The following is a 21,624-nucleotide window of genomic DNA, read 5'->3' on the forward strand; positions in this document are numbered from 1 at the left end:
TCGTGAATCCTGGGGCTTTCTACGTCACTCAGTGGAACTTCAGCTGACGGACTGGACCGTCACGACACCGCGGCCGACGACGTTCTCGTCCGCCGTGCGCACCTCGAGCTCACCGCGCAGCACGCGGCCGGCACCGGGCTGGCCGAGCGGCGTGATGACGCCCGACGCGGTCCAGGACGTGCCAGCGGCGTGGTCGGCGTTGCTGTCGGTCACGGTCAGCGTGCCGAGACCGGCCGAGATGTAGGCGTCGAAGTAGTCGTACGCCGTGGTGCCCGTCGGAATCGCGTAGCCGAACACCTCTACGCGCCACAGACCGGCGGCCGGGTTGGCGACCGACACCGACTCCTCGGAGTCACCGTCCGCCGACACGCCTGCCTGCACACAGCTGCCCGTCGAGCAGTTGAACAGGGTCAGGTCGAGGTCGGCACCCGCGTCGGACGGGTTGCCGATCGTCGTGGTGATCCGCGACGCGCCGGCCGGCACCTGGATGTCGAAGGTCTTGGCCTCCAGGCCGATCGACGGACGGTCCGTCTTCGCGCTGCCGACCGCGCCCGCCACGAGCCGGCCGTTGAACGCGGCCTGCGTGTTCGTGACGGTGTAGCTGCGGTTGAGCGGGGCGCCCAGCGTCGCGGACGCGATGACGTCCGGGTTCGGGCTGATCGCCGTGCCGAGCACCGACGCGGTCACCGAGTACGGCGCCTCAGCGGCGTCGGAGGTGCGACGCGCCTCGACCACGATCTCCCAGACACCGGCCATCGGGCTGGTCACCGTGCGGCTGGCCGGCGTGCCACCGGAGCAACCGGCACCCGCGTCCGGGTTGTAGCAGTTGGTCGAGCTGGTCACGTCCAGCGGCACACCCTGCGGGGTGAAGCGCAGGAAGCGGACCTGGCCCTTGCCGGCCTCGGCGCCACCGGCGGCCATGTCGATCTTCAGCGCGGTGGTGCCCTTGGGCACGTTCACGAAGAGGCTGGTCGACTGGTTGCGCGCGATCGTGCCCGACTTGGTGACCGCGAACTTGTTGGCGGCGTTGAAGTTCTCCGCCGCGAACACGGTGTTCAGGGTCTGCACGTCGACACCGGGGGTCTCGACGTCGTCCAGCTGCAGGACGGCGCTGTGCGCGCCCGCGGTCGTCGCCTTGATCTTCACCGGGAACTGGACCGGCGTGTTCAGCGGCAGGTCCACGGTCTTGGCGGCCTTGAACGTGCCGTCGTTGCCCTTCCAGGAAACCTTCCAGGTCTCCAGGTGGTCGTGACCGGTGGTGCGGGTCAGCGTGTAGGTGCGGGTGTACTCCTGGCCCGCGGTCACGCCTTCACGGTCGTGGATGCCGACACCGGTGTTCGGGGTGGCCAGCAGTCCACTGAGGACGGTGTTGACCGGAACCGACGTCGTGACCTTGTTCGGCACGCCGTGCTTGTCCAGCAACGACCAGGCGGCGTTGGTGTTGAACAGACCGGCGCCCTGCTCGTAGGCACCCAGGGTGCTCACGAAGTTCGCGCTGCGCTGGATCGCGTACCGCAGCTCGGCGCTCGTCGGACGCTGGCCGTCGTGCTCAGCCTTGTACGCGCTCACGAGCAGCGCGGCGGCACCGGTCGCCTGCGGGGCGGCCATCGAGGTGCCGTTGAACATGGCGTAGCCGGCCGGGAGGGCGTAGGTACCGGCCACCGGGCCGGGGGTCTGCCAGCGCGGCGTGGTGGAGATCGCCGAACCCGGCGCGATGATGTTCGGCTTGAAGCCGCCGTCCTCAGCCGGGCCGCGCGACGAGAAGCCGTGCAGGCTCTGCTTCTGCGCGGTCTTCGAGCCGTAGTTGGACAGCCAGGTCGCGCTGGTGATGTACGAACCGACGCTCACCGCGTCCGTGGCGACCGACGGGTCACCGACGGTGTTCGCGCCCGCACCCGAGTTGCCCGCCGAGATGAAGATCTGGACGTTGTACTCGTTGATCGTGCGGTTGTAGAGCTCGGCGCGCGCGTTGTTGCCGTCGTTGAGCGCCGGGAGGCCACCGATGGAGATGTTCACGACGTCGGCGCCGTTGCGCGCGGCGTAGAGGACACCGTCGATGAGGCCGGAGCTGGTGCAGGACGGCGTGGAGAGGCAGGCCTTGATCGCCATCAGCTTGGCGCCGGGGGCGGCACCGGCCATCTTGCCGTCGAACATCTTGTGGGCCGCGGTGATGCCGGCGACGTGGGTGCCGTGCGCACCGCCCGCGATGCCGAGGTTCACGTAGGGCGTGCCCGCGTTGTCGTAGATCGAGCGGTCGGTCTGCACGACGAACGCGACGCGGTCGACGACGGTGGTCGCGGGGTTGTCGGTGCCGAAGAAGCCGACGTCCTGCTTGACCTTGTAGTCGAGCATCCGCTTGTTGTTGGTGAAGTTGCCGTCACCGTCGCTGTCGACGAAAACTTCCTTCGTCGTGATGTCCTGGATGACACCGAACGCGTCGAGGCGGTCGCCGTCGCGGTTGATGTCACCACCGGTCTCGGACGCGGCGGTGCCGAGGTCGCCCGCCGTCTCGCGGAAGAGGCCGAACGAGTAGGGGCCGCCGGTCGCGGGCGCCGTGTACTCCTTGCCGCCCTCGACGAACTTGCCGACGCGGCCGGTCTTGGTCATGGTGACCCAGGTGCCGTCACCGGAGTTGGTGGCGTTGGCGTTGTACCAGTCGATGATCTTGCGCTCACCGGTGGTGGTCTTCTGCAGGGACGGGGTGTCCAGGTCGATGCCGGAGTCGATCACGGCGATCGTGGTCCCGCGGCCGTCCCACTGCGGGTGCGCGGTGGCGAACTGCGCCGCCTGCGTGTCCTGCGTCGGCATGTACGGGTTGGTGCGCGCGGTCTTCGCGTCCGGAGCCTTCTGCGGAGCAGGGTCCTCCATGCCGGCCGGGCGCGGGTCGTCGAGCGCGATCAGCCCGTCGACGTCCACCGTGCTGACCGAGGCCAGCTTGGCGGCCTTCTCCGCGTTGTCACGCGGGATGGTGACCTTGACGTAGTCGACGTCCTTCTCGGTCTTCTGGACCGTGGCGCCGAGAGCCTTGAGGTCGTTGATCGCGGCGTCGGTCTTGCCGTCCTCGGCGGCGACCAGCAGGTCGACGGTCGCCTTGCCCTCACGGGCGGCCTCGTCGACGAGCGCGCGGTCCGTCTTGTCGAGCTGCTTGTCCGCGGCGGGTTGCTGCGGAGCGTTCTGCGCGATTGCAGGGGTGGCGGCGAAGCCGAACCCGGCAGTGCCCAGCACCGCGGTCAACAAGACCGTTCCGGTGCGGCGTCTCCAGTTCTTCACGGCGCAAATGCCCTTCGTGGGGTAAAGAGTGCCCCGAAGCACATCTCTTCGTCTCGCGCGGGGCAATCGGCTTCCCGGAGCATTCTCGGGATCCACATTGGACTGTTCAGTGGCTTGAACGGGCAGGGTATTAGTGCTGCGCGTTTCTTTGCCGCCGTGGAACGAGCAGTTCCCCTCCAGTCAAGAGCTGATGGAGGGGAATGTCAAGGTGGTGTCAACGGTGAACGTCGTTGCCGTGTAACAGGATCCCGTCAGCGAGCGATGGACTGATCACTATTTCTGCCCATCAGCGAACGCAATCTCGACCGAAGGCGTTGGACGATCCCCTGGCCGGTGGCGAGCACTTTCGGCTGCGCGCCGCACGACGGACAGTTACCGCGATGTGCTTTTAATGCCCGCTGGAGTTCGTTGATGTGCGCCGCGGTCCGTTCGGGCACGGAGTCCTTTTTGACCGAGAGCAGACTCAGCTCGGTCAGCGCCGCCCTGCCCCGGTCGTGCCGGATCGCGGGCGCGATGGTGTGGAAGAGGATCAGGTTCCGCCGCCGCGCGGGCTCGACGGCGCGGACGTCGCACCACGCGATGGTGCTCTGGCGGTCGAGGCTGCTCGACTCGATGCCTTCAGGCGTGAGTTTCGTGCCCATCTTGAAGCTGCGCCACGCGACGGTGCCGCCCATGAGGGACCACAGGCCGCCGAAGACGTAGCCGAACCACGGGCCGTCCGCCATCGCGAGCGGCCCGCTGACGGCCACGGCGGTGCCGAGGCCGAACAGGACCCATCTCCACCTGGTGTGCATGTCCCCATCCTGTTTACCCGAATCGGGCGCTTAGCATTGTTCGGTGCCCAACCAGGACCTGCCTCTGCGGGCGGAGTTCCACGGTCTGCCCGATGTGCCTGAGGACCAGGTGGTCACCGGGCTGATCCCGCACGAGCCGCCCAACTTCCAAACGCCTGCCGCGCTCGAGTTGTTGAGTTCGCCGGTCTGCGTTGTGACCGGACAGCGCGGGGTCGGGAAGACGCAGGTCGCTGCCGCGTACGCCCGTCAGCGGGTGCGGGACGGATGGCTGGTGGCGTGGCTCGGCGGCGAGACCGAGGACCAGGTCAAGGCCGGGATGGCCGAACTGGCCGATCGCCTCGGGCTGTACCGGCCGGAGGACAGCGCCGAGGTCACCTGCGCGAGGGTGCGCAACCACCTGCAGACGCGGCCGGGACCGGCGTTGCTGGTGTTCGACAACGTGGTGTCGCTGGACGTGGTCCGGCCGCACCTGCCGTCTGTCGGACCGGCCCAGGTGGTGATCACCAGCACCGCGCGCGGATCACAGGTCGGGCGGGAAGTGCCGGTCGACGTGTTCGACCCGGCGACCGCGGTGCGGTTCCTGGGCGAGGCCACCGGGCTCGATTACGACGGTGCCGCGGCCGCGCTCGCCAAGGAGCTCGGACACCTGCCGCTGGCGCTCGCCCAGGCGGCGGCCCGGATCAGGGCCGCACGCTGGAGCTACGCGAAGTACCTGGGCGCTTTCCGGAAGTTCCCGGCGACGAAGTACCTGCGCCGGCGGGACGGCGATCCGTACCCGCTGGGCGCGGCCACCGCGATCCTGATGGCGCTGGAACCGTTCCAGCACATCGCACTCGTGGAGACGCTGGCGGTGCTGTCACCGGACGGCGTGTCACGCCAGCTGCTCGGCGACGCCGCCGACGACGAGCTGGTGCTGTTGCACGAGGCGTCACTGGTGGAGTTCGCCGGCGACTCGGCGGTGATCATGCACCGGCTGGTGCAGCGAGTGATCCGCGACCGCAGCCGCGACTCGAACTGCCAGGCGTTGGTGCACGGCGCGAAACTGCTCTACGCACCCCACCGGCCCGACGACGAACCGTGGGCACGCCGCCACCTCGTCAACGAGCACGCCCGGCAGTCCGAAGCAACTGATGGCGAACCTCGGCCCCGACGCACCGCGAAAGGTGACCGAAACGGTGCTCGCGACCAGGCTGAAGAACGCCCAGGAGGTCGGCGAGATCGCCGACCTCGCCAGAGCGGGCATGATCGCGGCGGAGGTCCACGACGCAGCCGTCACCCTGCTCGGCGAACAGCACCAGCTGACTGCCAGCGCCCTGCAGCTCGTGGGCTTGGTGCTGCCCTCGGACATGGTCCGCGAGCGCCTGGAGCTGAACCTGGCCAGGTTCCGGGGCGAGTTCGGCCTGGAACACCGGAACACGCACGCCGCCGCGAACGTGCTCAACAATCAGTACCTGGAGCTCGGCCTGACGGACGAGGCACTGGCGGTGCTCCAGGAGGTGCTGGAGCCCTGGCGAGACCGTCCACGACTCACGATGCCCGCGTTCGCGACCGCGGAGGCCCTCGCGAGGGCGTACCTCGCGGCAGGACGAGCCGCGGAGGCGATCACCACGCTGGAACAGGTCGTTCAGGACGCGACGCACGTCTTCGGAGCCGAATCCAGGACGACCCTCATGACGATGTCCATGCTCGCTGACGCGTACGAGGCGGCAGAACGATCCGACGAAGCGCTGAAGGTTCGCGAACACGTCTGCGCCACCGGCCGGAGGGTGCTCGGCATCGATCACCCGTTCGCGCTCATCTGCGCCAGCCAACTCGGGGTCACACTGATAAAGCACGGCCAGACGGAGGAAGCCGCGACCCTGCTCCGGGAAACACATGCGCTGGCGAGCCAGGTCCTCGGCGAACGTCACTGGACCACCGAGTTCGCACAGAAGTGGCTTACGGTCATTCAGCACGACTAGCGGCTGTTCAGGCGCTACCTTGCGCGCATGGACCTCAAGCTGGTCGCCGACGAGCTCTACGGCCTGCCGCCGAAGGACTTCACCGCGGCCCGCAACGCCGCCGCCAAGCAGGCCGACGACAAGGACCTCGCCAAGGCCATCGCCGACCTGCGCCGCCCCACCGTGGGCGCCTGGGCGGTCAACAAACTGGTCCGCGACGCCCCTGAGGGCCTCGAGGAGGCGCTGGGCCTCTCCACGGCGCAGCTGACCATGCGGGAGCTCGGCCGCAAGCGCAAGGAGCTGATGGAGGCCCTGGTCTACCGCACCCTCGAACTGACCGGGCCGCTCGCGGACGACGCCGTCACCCAGGTCCGCAACACCCTCACGGCCGCGATGGCGGACCCGGAGTCGGCCGAGCAGGTGCGCAGAGGTCACCTGACGAAGGGGCTGGAGTACTCGGGGTTCGGGTTCGCGCTGCCGGCGCCCGAGCCGCAGTCGGACGACGGTGAGGACGCGCTCGCTCGCAAGCGCCGGGAGCGGCAGGAGCGGAAGCGGGCCGAGGCGCAGCAGGCGTTGGACGAGGCCGAGCAGGCGCTCGGGGAGGCTCAGGCCGATCAGCTGGCGGCGCAGCGGGCGTTCGATCGCGCGGCTGAGCGGCTGGAGGACGCCAAGCGGGTCACGGCGGCCGCGGAGAAGGCCCGCAAGACGGCTGAGCGCAAGCTCAACGATCTGAGCTAGCGCGGTCGAGCGGGCCCCACTCATCCGAGTGCTGGGCTTCGACCAGGTTCGAGCACTCCCGCAGGGCCTCGTCGGCCACCCAGGCGAGCGGCTCCAGGCAGCGGACCAGGGGCTCGTTGTCCGGGCCCCGGCCCACTTCGGTCCCGCGAAGCACCCACGCGCGGACGTCGGGGCCGCGCAGGTCGCGCAGGTGGCGGTAGTCGAACAGGCGGCGGGCCACCCACAGTTCGCGGCTGCGGTCTCCCCACCACGGTTCGATGCGCAGCGGGCTCGCGGACAGGCCCGGCAGCTCCACCCCGGTCAACGAGTCGCGCGACGCCGAGGCGGCGTCCTCGTCCGGGCCCTTCGACCAGCGCACGTAGACGTCGTCACCCAGGTGGCCCACCAGGTCGGCGAGTTTCGTGATCGTGGGGAGTTCGGGTGTCACGTTTGGTGACGTACCCGGCCGAAGCTGAAGGAAACCTGAAGGAATTGACCCTGGTCACAGTGAAAGCCGACCGGAACACCACGCTCCGGTTGTACGTTCAACAATGTGGTTGGCCGCGGGCGCTCGAGCTGGGTGCCAGGGCGATCCGACACCCCCAGGTCGGAAAAGCCCTTCCGCAGGCATCGCGTGCTCGCGCCGCGGTCAACCCGCCGTCGACCGACATGACCGGAGAATCCCCCCTCACCGGGTAGTGGCGGTCGACGGCAACCTGGATAGTGCGGTGCCCCACTCCCCCCAAGCGGGCACCGCACTACAGGTGGTACTGGTCGTGGCGGGCGTAGAAGGCCTCCAACTCCTCAGGCGACAGGCCCTTGGTCGTTCCCACCTCCAGGAAGAAGTTCTCGCGGGCGATCCCCGGCGTGAAGAGGATCAGCATGCGGACCGGCGCGTCGCTGTCGTTGCGGAACGCGTGGGGGCGGTTCGGTGGCACGTACAGGAAGTCGCCCTCGCCGCCCTTGGCCCACTCGTCGCCGTCGAACAGCGAGATCTCGCCTTCGAGCACGTAGAACGACTCGGAGAAGGTCTTGTGGAAGTGCGGGCGGGGACCGCCCTGCCTGGCCTCCATCCGCCACTCGAACAAGCCGAACTCGCCGTTCGTGACTGATCCGGGTGCCACGAACCTCGCGCTCTTGGTGCTGAAACCCACCTCGGAAGCCGGTCGGAACGTCATCGGTGATCCCTCCCCAGAAAAGTGAACTTAATTCAGGTCTCGTGCGTGATCAGCGGTGGAACTATGCTCGCCCGATGGCACATGACGCGGATGTCATCGTCGTCGGCGGAGGCCTCGCAGGTCTTGTCGCGACCGCGGAGCTCGCAGACGCCGGCCGCAAGGTCATCCTCCTCGACCAGGAGCCGGAGGCGACGCTCGGCGGCCAGGCCTGGTGGTCGTTCGGCGGCTTGTTCCTGGTGGACACCCCCGAACAGCGCAGGCTCCGGGTCAAAGACTCGCACGACCTGGCACTGCAGGACTGGATGGGCTCGGCGGCGTTCGACCGGGACAGCGACCACTGGCCCCGGCTGTGGGCGCAGGCCTACGTGGACTTCGCCTCCGGCGAGAAGCGCTCGTGGCTCTACAACATGGGTGTGCGCTGGTTCCCGTTCGTCCAGTGGGCCGAGCGCGGCGGCTACCTCTCAGGCGGCCACGGCAACTCCGTGCCGCGGTTCCACGTCACCTGGGGCACCGGGCCGGGCGTGGTCGAGCCGTTCGAGCGCCGGGTGCGGGAGGGCGTGGCGAAAGGACTCGTGACGCTCAAGTTCCGGCACCGGGTCACCAACATCAACGTCACCGACGGCGTGTGCGACGGCGTGTCCGGCGAGGTGCTGGAGCCGTCGTCGGTGAACCGGGCCGAACCGAGCTCGCGGACGGTCGTCGGCGACTTCTCGCTGTCCGCGCAGGCCGTGATCATCACGTCCGGCGGCATCGGCGGCAACCACGACCTGGTGCGCAAGAACTGGCCCGAGCGGATGGGCACGCCGCCGAAGTTCATGCTGTCGGGCGTGCCGGACTTCGTGGACGGGCACATGATGGAGATCGCGCAGAAGGCGGGCGCGTCGATCATCAACGCCGACCGCATGTGGCACTACCCCGAGGGCATCGCGAACTACGCGCCGGTGTGGGGCAAGCACGGCATCCGGATCCTGCCCGGCCCGTCGCCGCTGTGGCTCGACGCGGACGGCAAGCGGCTGCCGATCCCGCTGTTCCCCGGCTTCGACGCGCTGGGGTCGTTGCAGCACATCACGACGCACGGCCACGAGCACTCGTGGTTCGTGCTGAACAAGAAGATCATCGGCAAGGAGTTCGCGCTGTCGGGCTCCGAGCAGAACCCGGACCTGACGGGCAAGGACACGCGCGCGGTTTTGAAGCGCGCCCTGCCCGGGGCGGTCGCGCCGGTCGAGGCGTTCGCGCAGAAGTCCAAGGAGTTCATCCAGGCCGGGACCGTCGCGGACCTGGCGCGCGGGATGAACGCGCTGACCGGTGACGACCGCATCGACGCCGCCGCGCTGGAGCAGATCATCGTCGAGCGCGACCGGCAGGTCACGTCAGGACTCGGCAAGGACATGCAGGTCAACGCGATCCGCGCGGCTCGGCACTTCCTCACGGACAAGCTGATCCGCGTCGTCGAGCCGCACCGGTTGCTGGACCCCAAGGCCGGTCCGCTGATCGCCGTGCGGCTGTCGGTGATCACGCGGAAGACGTTGGGAGGCCTGCACACCGACCTGTCGTCGCGCGTGCTCGACACCTCCGGCGAGGTGTTGCCCGGGCTCTACGCCGCCGGTGAGGCCGCCGGGTTCGGTGGTGGCGGCGTGCACGGGTACCGCGCGCTGGAAGGAACCTTCCTCGGTGGCTGCCTGTTCTCCGGGCGCGTTGCCGGGCGTTCGGCGGCCGAAGCGGTTTCCTAAGTTACGAAGCCGAACTGAGACGACACATTCGCCGTTCCTCGCCGCGGAAAGAAAATTCTCTGCGGAAGGAACGGCGAATGCTGTTACGAGGTGGAATCGCGGCTGCCCTGATCGTGCTCACCGCGGCGGGCACGGCGCTGGCGGATCCGTCCGCCCAGGTGGTCGGCGGCACGCGAGCGTCCATTGAGGACAACCCGTTCGCGGTGTACCTGGCGCCCACGGCCGACACCCGCGATCCCCGGTGCACCGGTGTGGTCGTCGCACCGAACAAGATCCTCACCGCCGCGCACTGCGTGGACGAGGGGGTGACCGGCCCGAAGCCGATCCCGCTGGACAAACGCGTGGTCGTGGCGGGACGGGAGAACGTGCACAGCACCGGCGAGGGCGTGGTCGCGAAGCTCACGAAGATCGTCATCAACCCGAAGTACGACGGCATCTCGTTCGACTCGGCGGTGCTCACGCTCGACCGCGCGCTGAAGCAGAAGCCGATCAAGATGGCCGGCGCGGCGGACCGTCACCTGTACGCGCCCGGCAAGTCCGCCACCGTGCTGGGCTGGGGCGCGGTGAAGGAGGGTGGCAGCACCAACGGCTACCTGATGAAGGCCTCGATCCCGATCCTCGAGGACGAGACCTGCCGCGTGTTCTGGGGCAAGGACGACGAGGGCAACGACTTCTACGAGAACAAGAGCATGCTTTGCGCCGCGGTCATGAAGGGCGGTGTCGACGCGTGCAACGGTGATTCGGGCGGTCCGTTCGTCGCGGGCAGCAAACTCATCGGGCTGGTGTCGAAGGGCGAGGGTTGCGCCCGGCCGAACCACCCGGCGATCTACGCGCGGGTCGATGCCATCAACTCGTGGGTCGCGAAAGAGATTTCGCGCTGATCTCGCGTGGTGGACGCGGGTTGACGGTCCCCCGGCTTGCGGCTGTGCTGGAGGCATGACGCAGATCGGTGTTCTGGTCGGCAACCCGCGGCCCGCCTCGCGCACTCTGCAGGCGGCCCTGGCCCTGCGGGAGGCCCTCTCCTCGACGCTGGGCGTGCCCGTCGACGGACCGGTGGTGGACGCGGCGACGCTCGCCCCCGCCGTGTTCACGGAACCGGACACGATCAAGGCGGCGCTGCAGACGTTGGGACAGGCCGAGGTGCTCGTGGTGGCCACACCGACGTACAAGGCCGCGTACACCGGGCTGCTGAAGGCGGTGCTGGACCAGGCACCCTCAGGGTGGCTCAAGGGCAAGGTCGTGGTGCCGCTGCAGGTCGCCGCGTCGGACCGGCACGCGCTCGCCGTCGAGGTGCATCTGCGGCCGGTGCTGACCGAGCTGGGCGCGTTGGTGCCGCAGGCGTTGTTCCTGAACGAGGCTTCGCTGCCCGCCGACGTCACGGATTTCGACCTGGACACCGATGTGCTGAAGGCGTTGGTGCAGCGATGAAAGAACAGTTGCGGAACGCGCTGAGGCACCACGCTCAGGCTGTCACGATCGTCACCGCGCACGGCGCGGACGGCCCTGTCGGCACGACCGTCAGTTCGTTCACCTCGGCCTCCTTCGAGCCACCGCTCGTGGTCGTGTGGATCGGCGAAGGCGCTTCGGTGTGGCCGGTGCTGCGGACCGCGCCGCTGTTCGCCGTGCACCTGCTGGACTCCGGGCAGACCGCGCTCGCGGACCTGTTCGCGACGAAGGGCGTCGACCGGTTCGGTCCCGGCACGCGGTGGCGGGCGGACGAGGACGGCGTGCCGTGGCTGCTGGACGCGCCGGTTCGGTTGCGGTGCCGGACTTCCCGGCGGATCGCGGTCGGCGACCACGTGGCGCTGGTCGGTGAACCGCTGGACATCACGCACTCCGACATCGCCGCGCCGCTGGTGCGGCACCAGGGGCGCTACACCTCAGTCGCCTAGCGTTCGCAGAATCTCCCGTGCCAGCACGTCGTTCTGCCGGAACGCCGGCGCGTTCGTGTTCGGCCGGGCGAACGCCGCGAACGCCTTCCCTGTTGTATAAGGCCCCACCGCGAACCGGGCCGGGTCCTCCTCGCCGCGCTCGTTGATCAGGCGGCCCTCGGCGGACACCCGCACCAGCCCGGCGTCGTCCTCGGAGACGTCGCCGACCGCACGCAACGACCGCAGCACCGGATCGGCCGTGCGGGACAGCGAATGCACCGGCAGACGAGCCTCGATCAGGCCGTTCGCGCGCACCACGTCCGGTGTCGTCGGGCTGCCCGCGAGGAACGCGCCGTCGACCGCCTCCACCCACATGTCCGCGCCGACGAACCGCACGACTCCCGCGCGGGACAACGCCAGCAGTTCCTCCAGCCGGTCCGGTGGCGGTCCGGAGGCCAAGTAGCTGAAGTAGCCGTGCCACCAGCCGTCGTGCGGCATCACCTGTGCCATCTGGCCGTAGACCGAAAGCAGCGCCAGGAACGCCCCCAGATCGGCGCTGTACCGCGGATCCGAGCGCCGGGCCACGTCGGCCTCGACGTAGGACCGCAGGTGCTCCTGGAACTCCTCGGCCGTCGCGAAGGTCAGACCGGTCAGCGGGCGGTCCAGCTGTTCGAAGTCGATGCGGTCGGCCGGGTCCGGTATCGCGAGAACCTCCAACGAGCGCATCTCTTCGCTGTACCAGGGCAAAGCGGCGAACGACGTGGCGAACTCGACGAACGGCATCCGCACGAGACCGGGATGACCGGTGAAGAGCTCGTGGTAGTGGCCCCAGGCGATCTCCTTGGCCATCAACGGCCACACGTCGGCCCGGAAGTCCGAAGAACGGCCCTTCAAGGCATCCGCCGTGAAGAAATACGGCAACGACGGCCGGGTTCCCTGCAACCGGTAGCCCGTCTTCGAGTGGTACGGCACACCGCGCCGCGAGCCCACGAACAGCCGTGGTTCCGAACCTGAAGGCAGATAACGCAATTCGCCACCAGAACGCTCGTACCGGCCACCGCGGCCCTCGGTCAGCAACACCATGAGGTCGATGAACGCGAGCCCGAACCCACGCAGCACAACGTCTCCGCTCACCTCCGACAGGTCCGCGTCGGCCGAGTACAACGGTGGTACGTAGACCAGGTCGTGCTCAACAGCGTGTTCGGACAGCTTGCGGTGTTCCGGCTCTGGTTCCGCGTCCAAGTGCCCCAACGCGAGCACGAGCACGTCCGCCTGCAGCGATTCCCCGCTGTCCAGCCGAACCCAGTTGCCGACGACCTTCGAAGCCCGAGCGCAATGAACGGTCACCGAGATGTTCGGTGGCAGAGATTCCGTTACGTGGTCGAAGAACCAGGCGAGGTACTTGCTCTGCACCTGCCGGGACGGGAACGACGCCGGGTCGACGTCACCCCACTCGGCGAGCGACGGGCCGGGGCGAACAGGGCCGATGCCGTCGAACGAGGAGTCGGTGAAGACCGTCACGTCTTCGGCCATGGAGTTCATGCGCAGCAACGGTGACTGCGCGTGCCGCCACACCCGGCCGGCACCGGGCGGGTACGGGTCGACGACGTGCACGGCCAGCTCCAGCGACGGTGACTGGGCGGCGATGCGTTCCAGCAGGCCGGCGGCACGAGGGCCGCCGCCGATCACGACGAGTGAGCGCATGCGCGTCTTTCCGTTGAAGGGCAACGAGAAACGAGCCGCGCCCCTCAACGCGAACATCACCACAGTACCCCGCGCGTGCAAGTAAATCCCGCTCTGTGGACGCCGTTGCGACGCCCGATCATCGGGTGTGCACTCGAAGGGCGTCTCCCTCAACGCACCCCGCACTCACCACCAACTCTGGGGAATCGGTCATGCCAGTTGAGTTTCTCGGGATCGCCGCCACGAACGACGGGTCGGAGACGAACCCGCGGTCGTCCGCCGGTGCGTTCGACAAGGACTACACGCTCAGGCTCGCTCGGGCGCACGAGGAGCACGGGTGGGACCGCGTGCTGTTCGCGTACGGGTCGGGTGCGCCGGAGCCCGCGTCGGCGGCCGCCTACCTGGCCAGCAAGCTCGACAAGCTGCAGATCCTGCTGGCGCACCGGCCGAACGTGTCCTACCCGACGTTCGCCGCCAAGACGTTCGCGACGCTCGACCAGATCAGCGACGGCCGGCTGACGGTGCACTTCATCACCGGCGGCACGGACCACGAGCAGCAGCGCGAGGGCGACTACCTGACCAAGGACCAGCGCTACAGCCGCACCCGCGAGTACATCCAGATCGTCAAGAAGGCGTGGCTCAGCAGGGAGGCGTTCGACCACGACGGCGAGCACTACCACTTCGCGGACTTCGTGAGCGACGTGTTCCCCGTGCAGCAACCACGTCCGAACGTGTCGTTCGGCGGCTCCTCCCCCGCGGCGTACGCGGCGGGCGGCGCGGAGGCGGACATCTTCTGCCTGTGGGGCGAACCGCTCGCGGAGACGGCCCAGCAGATCGAGTCGGTCAAGCAGGCGGCGAAACAGGCCGGGCGGACGGACGTGCCGCGGATCCAGGTCGCGTTCCGGCCGATCATCGCGCCGACCGAGGAACTGGCCTGGGAGAAGGCGCATCGCACGGTGGACCGGATCGAGGCGCGGAAGGCGAACGGCCCGTTGAGCCGTCGGCATTCGCTGACGAACCCGGAGAACACCGGCTCCCAACGACTTCTGGCGGTCGCGGACCGCGGCGAGCGCTTCGACCGTGCGTTGTGGACACCGACCGCGAAGGCAACGGGCGCCGCGGGCAACTCCAACGCGTTGGTCGGCACTCCCGAGACCGTCGCGCAGGCGTTGCTCGACTACTACGACCTGGGCGTGGACATCCTGTCCGCACGCGGTTACGACCTGCTGGACGACGCGATCGACTTCGGCCGGTACGTGATTCCGCTGGTGCGCGAGGAAGTCGCGAAGCGGGACCGGGCCAAGGCCGCATGACCACCCTCGAAGTGCGCCGCGTCCGGCAGTCAGACCCGGACGCGGCGCCGTTGGTGGCCGAGCTGAAGCGGATCTGGACGCATTCACGTCATCGCCGGCGCGGACTGGCGCGCAGAGTCGTGGAAGAACTGGAGAACGAGGCTCGAACGTTTGGGTACCGCCGAATCTTCCTGGCGACCGGGTACACGCCGTTGTTCGACGTTGAGACAGACCCGATGACAATTGGCCCGCTCGCCTTCAGCAAGGAGATTCATTAGTTCAAACGAGTGAATTCGTGGGCGAACCGACGATTCTCGACCGGGTATCAGGGTTCGGTTGGACAGGTCTCCAATGATCAGTAAGCTTGTCCGTCGGACCAAACGAATGGCCACCTGAGCTGAATGAACATGGTCGAGAGCCTTGAGCATGCCGTTCGCTGGGCGGCGGCGATCTCCAACACCCTTCTCACGAACCTCACGCGCGAGAAGCTCGAGCAACTGCTCGGCGAGTACGTCGACCAGTTGCTCGGTGGTGGCGTGGACGCGGCGCGGGAGGTCGGCCGGTCCATGGTGGAGCACGACTTCATCTCCTCGGCGACGCTGGAGCAGACGCTCACCTTCCTCGGTGAGCACACGCCGGTCACGCAGGCTCAGCTGGCCGCGCTCGCCGCCGGGTACGCCGAGGGGCTGCGCGACCGCACGTTCTCCCAGCAGGAGATCAGCCGCACGGCCGCGATCACCACGATGCGCCGGGCCGAGACCGCGGTCAGGGCGAGCGAGGCGAAGTTCCGGGCGATCTTCCACAGCGCGGCGTTCGGGATCGTCGTGAGCAGCCTCACCGGCGACATCATCGACGTCAACGAGGCCATGCTGGCGATGCTCGACTACCGCCACGACGACCTGCGCACGCTGAGCGGCCGCGACCTGGTGCACCCGGACGACCGGGCCGGGCTGAGGGAGCTGGCCCAGCAGCTGATCGCGTCCGACCACGACAACATCCGGGTCGAGAAGCGGATGATCCGCAGCGACGGCGAGACGATCCAGACGCACATGGCGATCTCCCTGGTGCGCGAGCAGGAGGGCGCGCCGCCGTACTTCGTCACGATGATCGAGAACATGAACGAGATGCGCGCGCTGCAGACGGAGCTCGTGCGGCAGAGCCTCAACGACATGCAGACCGGCCTGCCCAACCGCGCGCAGTTCCTCGGCTGGCTCGAAGGCGCGGTCGGCTCGAAGGGCCCGGAGACGCTCGCACTGGTGCAGATCGACATCGACGGGTTCCGCGGCGTGAACGACGCGTTCGGGCACGAGGCCGGCAACCGGGTGCTGCTGCACGTCGCGAGGCACCTGCGGGCGGTGTTCTCGGAGGACGTCGGCAAGGTCGCGCGCATCGGCGAGGACGAGTTCGGCGTCCTGATCAAGGACCCGCTCGACGTACCCGGCGTGATCGCGCTGGTCGAGGACTTCACCGCACGGCTCGAGGAGCCGATCTGGATCGGCGGCCACGGCGTCGGCGTGACGACCAGCGTCGGCGTCGTGGCGCGCGCGGCCCGCAGCGGCGACGCGGTGGACCTGCTGAGAGCCGCGGACGTCACCGTGGGCTGGGCGAAGCGCGACGGCAAGGCGCAGTGGGCGTTGTACGACCGCGATCGGGACGCGCGCGACAAGGAGAGATACGCGCTGGCCGCGTCGATCCCCGGCGCCCTGGAGGAGGGCCAGTTCCGGGTCGACTACCTGCCGGTCCACTCCCTCGCGGACGGTTCGGTGCTCGCCCTGGAGGCGAAGATCGTCTGGAACCACCCGGAGCACGGCGTGTTGTGCCCGGACATGTTCATGAACCAGTCCTCGGACAACGGCATGATCGTCCGCCTCGTGCACTGGGCGCTGTCGGAAGCGTGCACCCAAGCCAGCGAGTGGTACGCGGCACTGGGCGCGCGAACACCGGTGCTCTCGATCGACCTGCCGCCGCGGCTGTGCCAGGAACCCGAGCTGGTCGCCGAGGTCGCCCGTGTGCTGGACCGCACCGGCCTCCCCGCCTCCCTGCTGCGCTTCGAACTGCACGAGCACCTGCCGGCGTTGCTGAACGACGAGCAGTTGGAGGAGCTCACGATCCTCGCCGAGCGCGGCATCGGGCTCGTGCTGGACCAGATGAACGGCGGCAACGTCGGCGTCGACCGGCTGCGCCTGCTGCCGCTGAGCGGGGTGAAGTTCACCGGCACCGTCGTGCACGGCCTGGACGCGGGCGCGAACCGGGTGGAGGAGAGCGCCTCGGAGGCGTTGCTCCGCTGGGCCTCGATGCTGCGCCTGCCGCTCTACGCCGAGGACGTGCGAACCGAGACCGAGGCGACGCGGCTGGCCTCGCTGGGCGTCACCGGCGGGCAGGGTGCGCACTTCGGGCCACCGCTGCGGGCTTCAGAGGTTTCTTCGCTGCTTCTCAGTTAGTTCTTATCAGGGTTTAGTTAGCTTTGCGCACAGCTTGTTCACATGATGGCGGTCCATCGTTGGGAACATGACCGAGCAGAGCTTCCCCGCCATGAGCGGGTCACTGGTGGAACCGCAACCCGCCGTTACCCCGGCGCCGAAGTTCTGGCGCCGCACCGCCCCGATGCTGACGGCGGCGGCCCTCGTCGCCGGGTTGTTCGGCGGCGTCACCGGAGCGGTGATCGCCTCGCCGGACTCCACCCCCACCGCTACTTCCGTCTCAGCGCAGACGATCTCCAACACGTCCACTCTGGACTGGAGCGCCGTCGCCTCGGACGTGCTGCCGTCGGTCGTGCAGGTGAACGTCACCAACGGCCTCGGCTCCGGCGTGATCCTGTCCGCGGACGGCCGGATCCTCACCAACAACCACGTCGTCGCCGCGTCCGGAGGCCAGCTCACGGTGACGTTCAACGACGGCCGCGAACTGCCGGCCACCGTCGTCAACACCGACCCGGCCTCGGACCTGGCCGTGCTGCAGGTCTCCGGAGCATCCGGCCTCACGCCGATCAAGTGGGCGGACTCGGGTTCGGTGAAGGTCGGTGACGCGGTGATGGCCATCGGCTCGCCGTCCGGCCTGCAGGGCACTGTGACGACCGGCATCGTGTCCGCGCTGGACCGCAAGGTGACCGTGCCGGGCGAGACGCGGCGCGCACAACCCGTTTCGTACCAGGCGATCCAGACCGACGCGTCGATCAACCCCGGCAACTCCGGTGGTGCGCTGGTGAACGCGGCCGGCGAGCTGGTCGGGATCAACTCGGCGATCTACTCGCCGGCGTCGAGCAGCGGTGAGGCCGGGAGCGTGGGGATCGGGTTCGCGATCCCGTCCAACACGGCCAAGCAGATCGTGGACCAGCTGAGCTAACAGGTCCAGAGCGCCGAGATCGGCAAGCAGGTCATGCCGTCGCCGAAGCTTCCCGATTGCTCGCCTGAGTAGAGAACGAACCCGGCGTGGAACCTGTCACCCAGCCGCCGTTGCAACAAACGCAGGCCGCGGAAATCGTCAGACCGGACGGTTTCCGCGGCCTTGACCTCGATCCCCACCACCCGTCCTGTGTGGTCCTCCAGGACGGCGTCGACCTCGTACTGGTCACGGTCGCGATAGTGGTGCAAGGTCGCGCGTGTCTCCGACCACGTCAGTTGACGAGCCAATTCACCCAGTACGAAGTTCTCCAGCAACGCGCCCTCATCCGCACCGAGATGCGCGGCGAGCCCCGAGTCGACGAAGTACACCTTCGGAGTCGCGACGGCCCGAGTAGTGGCATTTGCGGACCAGGCACGCACAGTCCGCACAACGTAGATCGTTTCGAGAATCTCCACATAACGCTTGACCGTGTGTGCGCCGACCCCGAGCTCCCCGGCAAGCCGGTTGAAGCTCAACAAGCCGGCCGTCTGCGCCGCGAGCAGAGACACCAGCTTGCGCATGTCGCTCGCCCGATCGATGTCCGCGACCTGCTTCACGTCCCGCGCCATCAGGTCAGCGAGATACCCGTCGAAGAACTTGATCCGGCGGCGGGGGCTGTCCCGGAGCAACGCTTCGGGATACCCCCCGCGCCTAGCCCGAGCCAGGTAATCCTTCCTGCGCAGTTCACGAGACTCAGCGCGGAGCTCCGGGCCCTGCGCGAATGCTGCGTCGACGAAGCCATCGGTTGTGCCATCGATCTCGCCCTGCGAGAGCGGCCACAGCTCCACCGTCTCCGAACGGCCAGGCAGAGCGTCCGCATCATGCTGATCGACTGCACATCTGCCGAACCGGATACTGCACATCTGCCGAAGCAAGCACTGCACATCTGCCGAAGATCACTCTTTCGATCTGCCGAAGCTCAGTGCCACGACCCTCAGGTCGTGTCTCTCGCCCGCCGCACCGCGGCTGTCGCATCCTCCAACGTGATCCCCGTCCCGCTGGGCGACTCGTAGCTCGCCAGGTAGTCGCTGAGGATCAGCCGCGGCTCAACGTCGTCCGGTTTCTCCACCACGAGATCGCATTCAACGCCTGCAAACGCTTCCAAGCGCCTCTTCGGCCACCAGTTGCCCCGCTCGTGGGGTGGTTCCGCGACTCCAGTGGCGGAACCACCCCACGAGCGATCAGGACAGCCAGTCCGGCCTCAACGGCATGTGCGACCTGGTCCCGTCCAGCTTCACCCCGAGCACCTGGTGCAGCTGGATGTTGTTCCGGTCGAACCCGAGCCGAGAAGCAGCCAGGTACAACCGCCACACCCGGGCCCGAGCCTCCCCGACCTCCTCGACGGCCTCCTCCCAGTGCGCGTCGAGGTTCCGGCTCCACGCGGCCAGGGTCAGCGAGTAGTGCTCTCGGATGTTCTCCTCGTGCCGCACCTCGAACCCGGTGTCGTGCATCAACGACACGATGTGCCCGGGTCCGACCAGCTCGCCGTCCGGGAACACGTACCGGTCGATGAACGGCCCGGACAACGCCCGCTGCTTGTTGTCCGGCCGGGTGATGCAGTGGTTCAGCAGGCGGCCACCCGGCTTCACCTTGCGGTACAGCGCTTCGAAGTACCCCGGCAGCTTGGCCTTGCCGATGTGCTCGGTCAGGCCGATGGACGACACCGCGTCGAAGCCCGTCTCGCGGACGTCGCGGTAGTCGAGGTGGCGGACCTCGGCCAGATCGGCGAGACCAGCGGACACGATCGCCTTCTGCGCCCATTCGGCCTGGTTGCGCGACAGGGTCACGCCGATCGCGCGCACGCCGTACTCGCGGGCCGCGTGCATGACCATGCCGCCCCAGCCGCAGCCGACGTCGAGCAGTTTCATGCCGGACCGGAGACCCAGCTTGCGGGCCACCAGGTCGTGCTTGGCGAACTGGGCTTCTTCCAAAGTGGACTCCATCGACGGGTACACCGCGCAGGTGTAGGCCATCGACGGGCCGAGGATCCACTCGTAGAACTGGTTCGAGACGTCGTAGTGGTGGGCGATGGCCTGCTGGTCGCGGGCCTTGGAGTGACGCAGGCCGCGCAGGCGGGTCTCCTGCGGCGGCGGGGCGACCTTGTGCGACAACCGGATTCTGCCCAGGAACCGCAGCAGTTCCACGCGCTGCAGCCACGGGAGCTCGCGCAACGAGAACTCGGACAGCTGGGCGAGGCCGGCGTGCACGTCGCCGAGGATCTCCAGGTGTCCTGTCACGTAGGCGCGGGCCAGGCCCAGTTCACCGGGCGCGGAAGCCAGGTAGGACAAGGCTTCCGGCGTTTTGATGTCGATCGAAACCGGAGCGGCGGACGGGCCGGCGCTACTGCCGTCGTAGGCCTCGAAGCGAACGTCGTTGCCACCCGTGATGCGCTGGAAAATGGAGGCCAACCGCATTCATCGTCCCCTGACACACTTGGCGTACAGATCAGGCAGGCGGTTCGTCTGGTCGTACCGGGCCTTCACGGACCGGTAGTGCGAACCGTTGTAGTGCCGCCAGAACTCGTCCTCCGAGTAGTAGGAGTCCGAGTACAGCGACTTGTGGCCGCCCAGCCGCGCCACCTCGCGCTCGATCAGCCGGTTGCGGTCACCCATCTTCTCTCCCGGCCGCACCGGGACCTCCGACCAGAACCCGACGTTGACGTACAGCACGTCCGGGTCCATCGGGTACAGCGGCCAGCCCGTGGTGTCGCGCAGGCGGACCGGGCACACCCACACCGGCGAGATGCCGATCTCGCGGTCGAAGAAGTCGAGGAAGTCGGCCAGGCCGGCGACGGGAATCTCGACGTCCTGGATCACCGGCTCGACGTCGACGCGTGGCCGCAACTGCCGGTGTTTCGCGACGAGCTTCCGGTACACGTCCGAACGCAGGTACCGCTTCGGCCAGATGCGACGGACGATCGGGTTCTGCGCGCCGAACGCTCGCGAGCACCAGAACCAGTCGGTGTCCCAGCGCCACAGGTAGTCGTGGATCGTCAGATGGTCAGTGCGGCGCTTTTGGATGGACCGGTAGTAGATCTCGTTGCCGGTGTAGTCCGACGTGTAGGGCGCGATGTCGGCGTAGTGCCCCAACGTCAGGTACATCTCGCCGCGCGAGAACACCGTGCCGTCGACGAAGTCCGCCGAGCCGTCCGCGCAGACCTCCTCGATGACCGCGGCGAGCTCCGCGAACGAGCCGAACGGCACGTGCCGCAGCCGCACGTACTGGCGCACCGGTTCGAGCTCGATCTCCAGCCGCAGCGCGTAACCCAGGGTCCCGTAGGAGTTGGGGAACGCGCGGAACAGGTCGTCGTCCGGTTTGGCGATCACGACCTCGCCGTCGCCGGTGAGGATCTCCAGTTCCCGCACCGACTCGTGCGGCAGGCCGTTGCGGAAGGACGTGGACTCGATGCCGAGACCCGCCACCGCCCCGCCGATCGTGATGGTCTTGAGCTGCGGCACGACCAACGGCATGAGGCCGTGCGGCAGTGTCGCGGCGACGAGATTCTCGTAGGTGGTCATGCCCTGCACCTGTGCGGTGCGTCCGACCGGGTCAACCGACAGCACCCGGTCGAACCTGCCTACCTCAAGCCCGCCCGACTGGTCGGCGCGAAACCGGAAGAGGTTCGACGTCTTCTTCGCGAGCCGCACCGGCGCACCTTCGTGCATCGCGGCGTACTGCGCGGTCAGCGCAGACACGGCCGAGCTGTGCCCATGGTCACTCACCAGAACGACGTTATTCCTCGTCAGCGCCGTTGGCACGCCCAAAAGC

At 68.2% G+C, this 21,624-nt stretch carries 21 protein-coding genes; 10 read left to right on the forward strand and 11 right to left on the reverse strand.

Going from position 1 to position 21,624, the window contains the following annotated elements; translation table 11 throughout:
* Positions 1–39 precede the first annotated feature (39 nt).
* From G7043_RS04555 to G7043_RS04570, 4 genes are all read right to left on the reverse strand, one after another.
* Positions 40–3,270, reverse strand: coding sequence for a S8 family serine peptidase (locus G7043_RS04555; RefSeq protein ID WP_313887696.1), 3,231 nt, complete (start codon positions 3,268–3,270; stop codon positions 40–42).
* Positions 3,271–3,521: 251 nt separating this feature from the next.
* Positions 3,522–4,064, reverse strand: coding sequence for a hypothetical protein (locus G7043_RS04560; RefSeq protein WP_166044145.1), 543 nt, complete (start codon positions 4,062–4,064; stop codon positions 3,522–3,524).
* A 246-nt stretch (positions 4,065–4,310) separates the two neighbouring features.
* The gene (locus G7043_RS04565) at positions 4,311–4,658 is read right to left on the reverse strand and encodes a hypothetical protein (protein WP_166044147.1); all 348 of its coding nucleotides are present in this window, start codon (positions 4,656–4,658) and stop codon (positions 4,311–4,313) included.
* Positions 4,659–4,763: 105 nt separating this feature from the next.
* A complete protein-coding gene (locus G7043_RS04570; RefSeq protein ID WP_166044149.1) occupies positions 4,764–5,030 on the reverse strand; it encodes a hypothetical protein in 267 nt (88 codons plus the stop codon).
* A 164-nt stretch (positions 5,031–5,194) separates the two neighbouring features.
* Between G7043_RS04570 and G7043_RS04575 the strand changes: the two genes are divergently transcribed.
* Both G7043_RS04575 and G7043_RS04580 read left to right on the forward strand, forming a co-directional pair.
* Complete coding sequence (locus G7043_RS04575; protein WP_207310554.1) at positions 5,195–6,025, forward strand: tetratricopeptide repeat protein; 831 nt, start codon at positions 5,195–5,197, stop codon at positions 6,023–6,025.
* 27 nt (positions 6,026–6,052) lie between these two features.
* Positions 6,053–6,742, forward strand: a complete 690-nt coding sequence (locus tag G7043_RS04580) for a hypothetical protein (protein WP_166044153.1) — start codon at positions 6,053–6,055, stop codon at positions 6,740–6,742.
* Here G7043_RS04580 and G7043_RS04585 read toward each other — a convergent pair.
* Positions 6,726–7,169, reverse strand: a complete 444-nt coding sequence (locus G7043_RS04585) for a DUF6098 family protein (protein WP_166044155.1) — start codon at positions 7,167–7,169, stop codon at positions 6,726–6,728. The two genes, G7043_RS04580 and G7043_RS04585, sit on opposite strands and share 17 nt — an antisense overlap.
* A 310-nt stretch (positions 7,170–7,479) precedes the next feature.
* Positions 7,480–7,899 (reverse strand): cupin domain-containing protein, encoded by a 420-nt coding sequence (locus G7043_RS04590; protein WP_166044157.1) that lies wholly within the window; start codon positions 7,897–7,899, stop codon positions 7,480–7,482.
* Positions 7,900–7,973: 74 nt separating this feature from the next.
* On the opposite strand from G7043_RS04590, the gene G7043_RS04595 reads away from it, so the two are divergent.
* From G7043_RS04595 to G7043_RS04610, 4 genes are all read left to right on the forward strand, one after another.
* A complete protein-coding gene (locus G7043_RS04595; protein WP_166044159.1) occupies positions 7,974–9,629 on the forward strand; it encodes an FAD-binding dehydrogenase in 1,656 nt (551 codons plus the stop codon).
* Positions 9,630–9,706: 77 nt separating this feature from the next.
* Positions 9,707–10,510 carry a S1 family peptidase gene (locus G7043_RS04600; protein WP_166044161.1) on the forward strand — a complete coding sequence of 268 codons (804 nt, stop codon included), beginning with the start codon at positions 9,707–9,709 and terminating at the stop codon, positions 10,508–10,510.
* Between the two features lie 55 nt (positions 10,511–10,565).
* On the forward strand, positions 10,566–11,057 hold the full coding sequence (locus G7043_RS04605; RefSeq protein ID WP_166044163.1) for an NADPH-dependent FMN reductase: 492 nt from the start codon (positions 10,566–10,568) through the stop codon (positions 11,055–11,057).
* On the forward strand, positions 11,054–11,521 hold the full coding sequence (locus G7043_RS04610) for a flavin reductase family protein (protein ID WP_166044165.1): 468 nt from the start codon (positions 11,054–11,056) through the stop codon (positions 11,519–11,521). Before G7043_RS04605 ends, G7043_RS04610 begins: the two co-directional genes overlap by 4 nt.
* Here G7043_RS04610 and G7043_RS04615 read toward each other — a convergent pair.
* On the reverse strand, positions 11,510–13,204 hold the full coding sequence (locus tag G7043_RS04615) for an FAD/NAD(P)-binding protein (RefSeq protein WP_166044167.1): 1,695 nt from the start codon (positions 13,202–13,204) through the stop codon (positions 11,510–11,512). The two genes, G7043_RS04610 and G7043_RS04615, sit on opposite strands and share 12 nt — an antisense overlap.
* A gap of 191 nt (positions 13,205–13,395) precedes the next feature.
* On the opposite strand from G7043_RS04615, the gene G7043_RS04620 reads away from it, so the two are divergent.
* From G7043_RS04620 to G7043_RS04635, 4 genes are all read left to right on the forward strand, one after another.
* A complete protein-coding gene (locus G7043_RS04620; RefSeq protein ID WP_166044169.1) occupies positions 13,396–14,496 on the forward strand; it encodes an LLM class flavin-dependent oxidoreductase in 1,101 nt (366 codons plus the stop codon).
* Positions 14,493–14,753, forward strand: a complete 261-nt coding sequence (locus G7043_RS04625; protein ID WP_166044171.1) for a GNAT family N-acetyltransferase — start codon at positions 14,493–14,495, stop codon at positions 14,751–14,753. The genes G7043_RS04620 and G7043_RS04625 overlap by 4 nt, the downstream gene beginning before the upstream one ends.
* Positions 14,754–14,882: 129 nt before the next feature.
* The gene (locus G7043_RS04630; protein WP_166044173.1) at positions 14,883–16,916 is read left to right on the forward strand and encodes an EAL domain-containing protein; all 2,034 of its coding nucleotides are present in this window, start codon (positions 14,883–14,885) and stop codon (positions 16,914–16,916) included.
* A gap of 67 nt (positions 16,917–16,983) precedes the next feature.
* The gene (locus G7043_RS04635) at positions 16,984–17,817 is read left to right on the forward strand and encodes a S1C family serine protease (RefSeq protein ID WP_166044175.1); all 834 of its coding nucleotides are present in this window, start codon (positions 16,984–16,986) and stop codon (positions 17,815–17,817) included.
* Here G7043_RS04635 and G7043_RS04640 read toward each other — a convergent pair.
* The 4 genes from G7043_RS04640 to G7043_RS04650 form a co-directional block, all read right to left on the reverse strand.
* Complete coding sequence (locus tag G7043_RS04640; protein ID WP_207310555.1) at positions 17,814–18,644, reverse strand: ATP-binding protein; 831 nt, start codon at positions 18,642–18,644, stop codon at positions 17,814–17,816. The two genes, G7043_RS04635 and G7043_RS04640, sit on opposite strands and share 4 nt — an antisense overlap.
* A gap of 146 nt (positions 18,645–18,790) precedes the next feature.
* A complete protein-coding gene (locus tag G7043_RS49240) occupies positions 18,791–18,925 on the reverse strand; it encodes a hypothetical protein (protein ID WP_278185673.1) in 135 nt (44 codons plus the stop codon).
* Between the two features lie 112 nt (positions 18,926–19,037).
* Entirely contained in the window at positions 19,038–20,270 is a 1,233-nt protein-coding gene (locus tag G7043_RS04645; RefSeq protein WP_166044177.1) for an SAM-dependent methyltransferase, read from the reverse strand.
* Positions 20,271–21,521 carry an FAD-binding oxidoreductase gene (locus G7043_RS04650; protein ID WP_242641988.1) on the reverse strand — a complete coding sequence of 417 codons (1,251 nt, stop codon included), beginning with the start codon at positions 21,519–21,521 and terminating at the stop codon, positions 20,271–20,273.
* Positions 21,522–21,624: the final 103 nt, after the last annotated feature.

Source organism: Lentzea alba, from assembly GCF_011067745.1.
Lineage (GTDB): Bacteria > Actinomycetota > Actinomycetes > Mycobacteriales > Pseudonocardiaceae > Lentzea > Lentzea alba.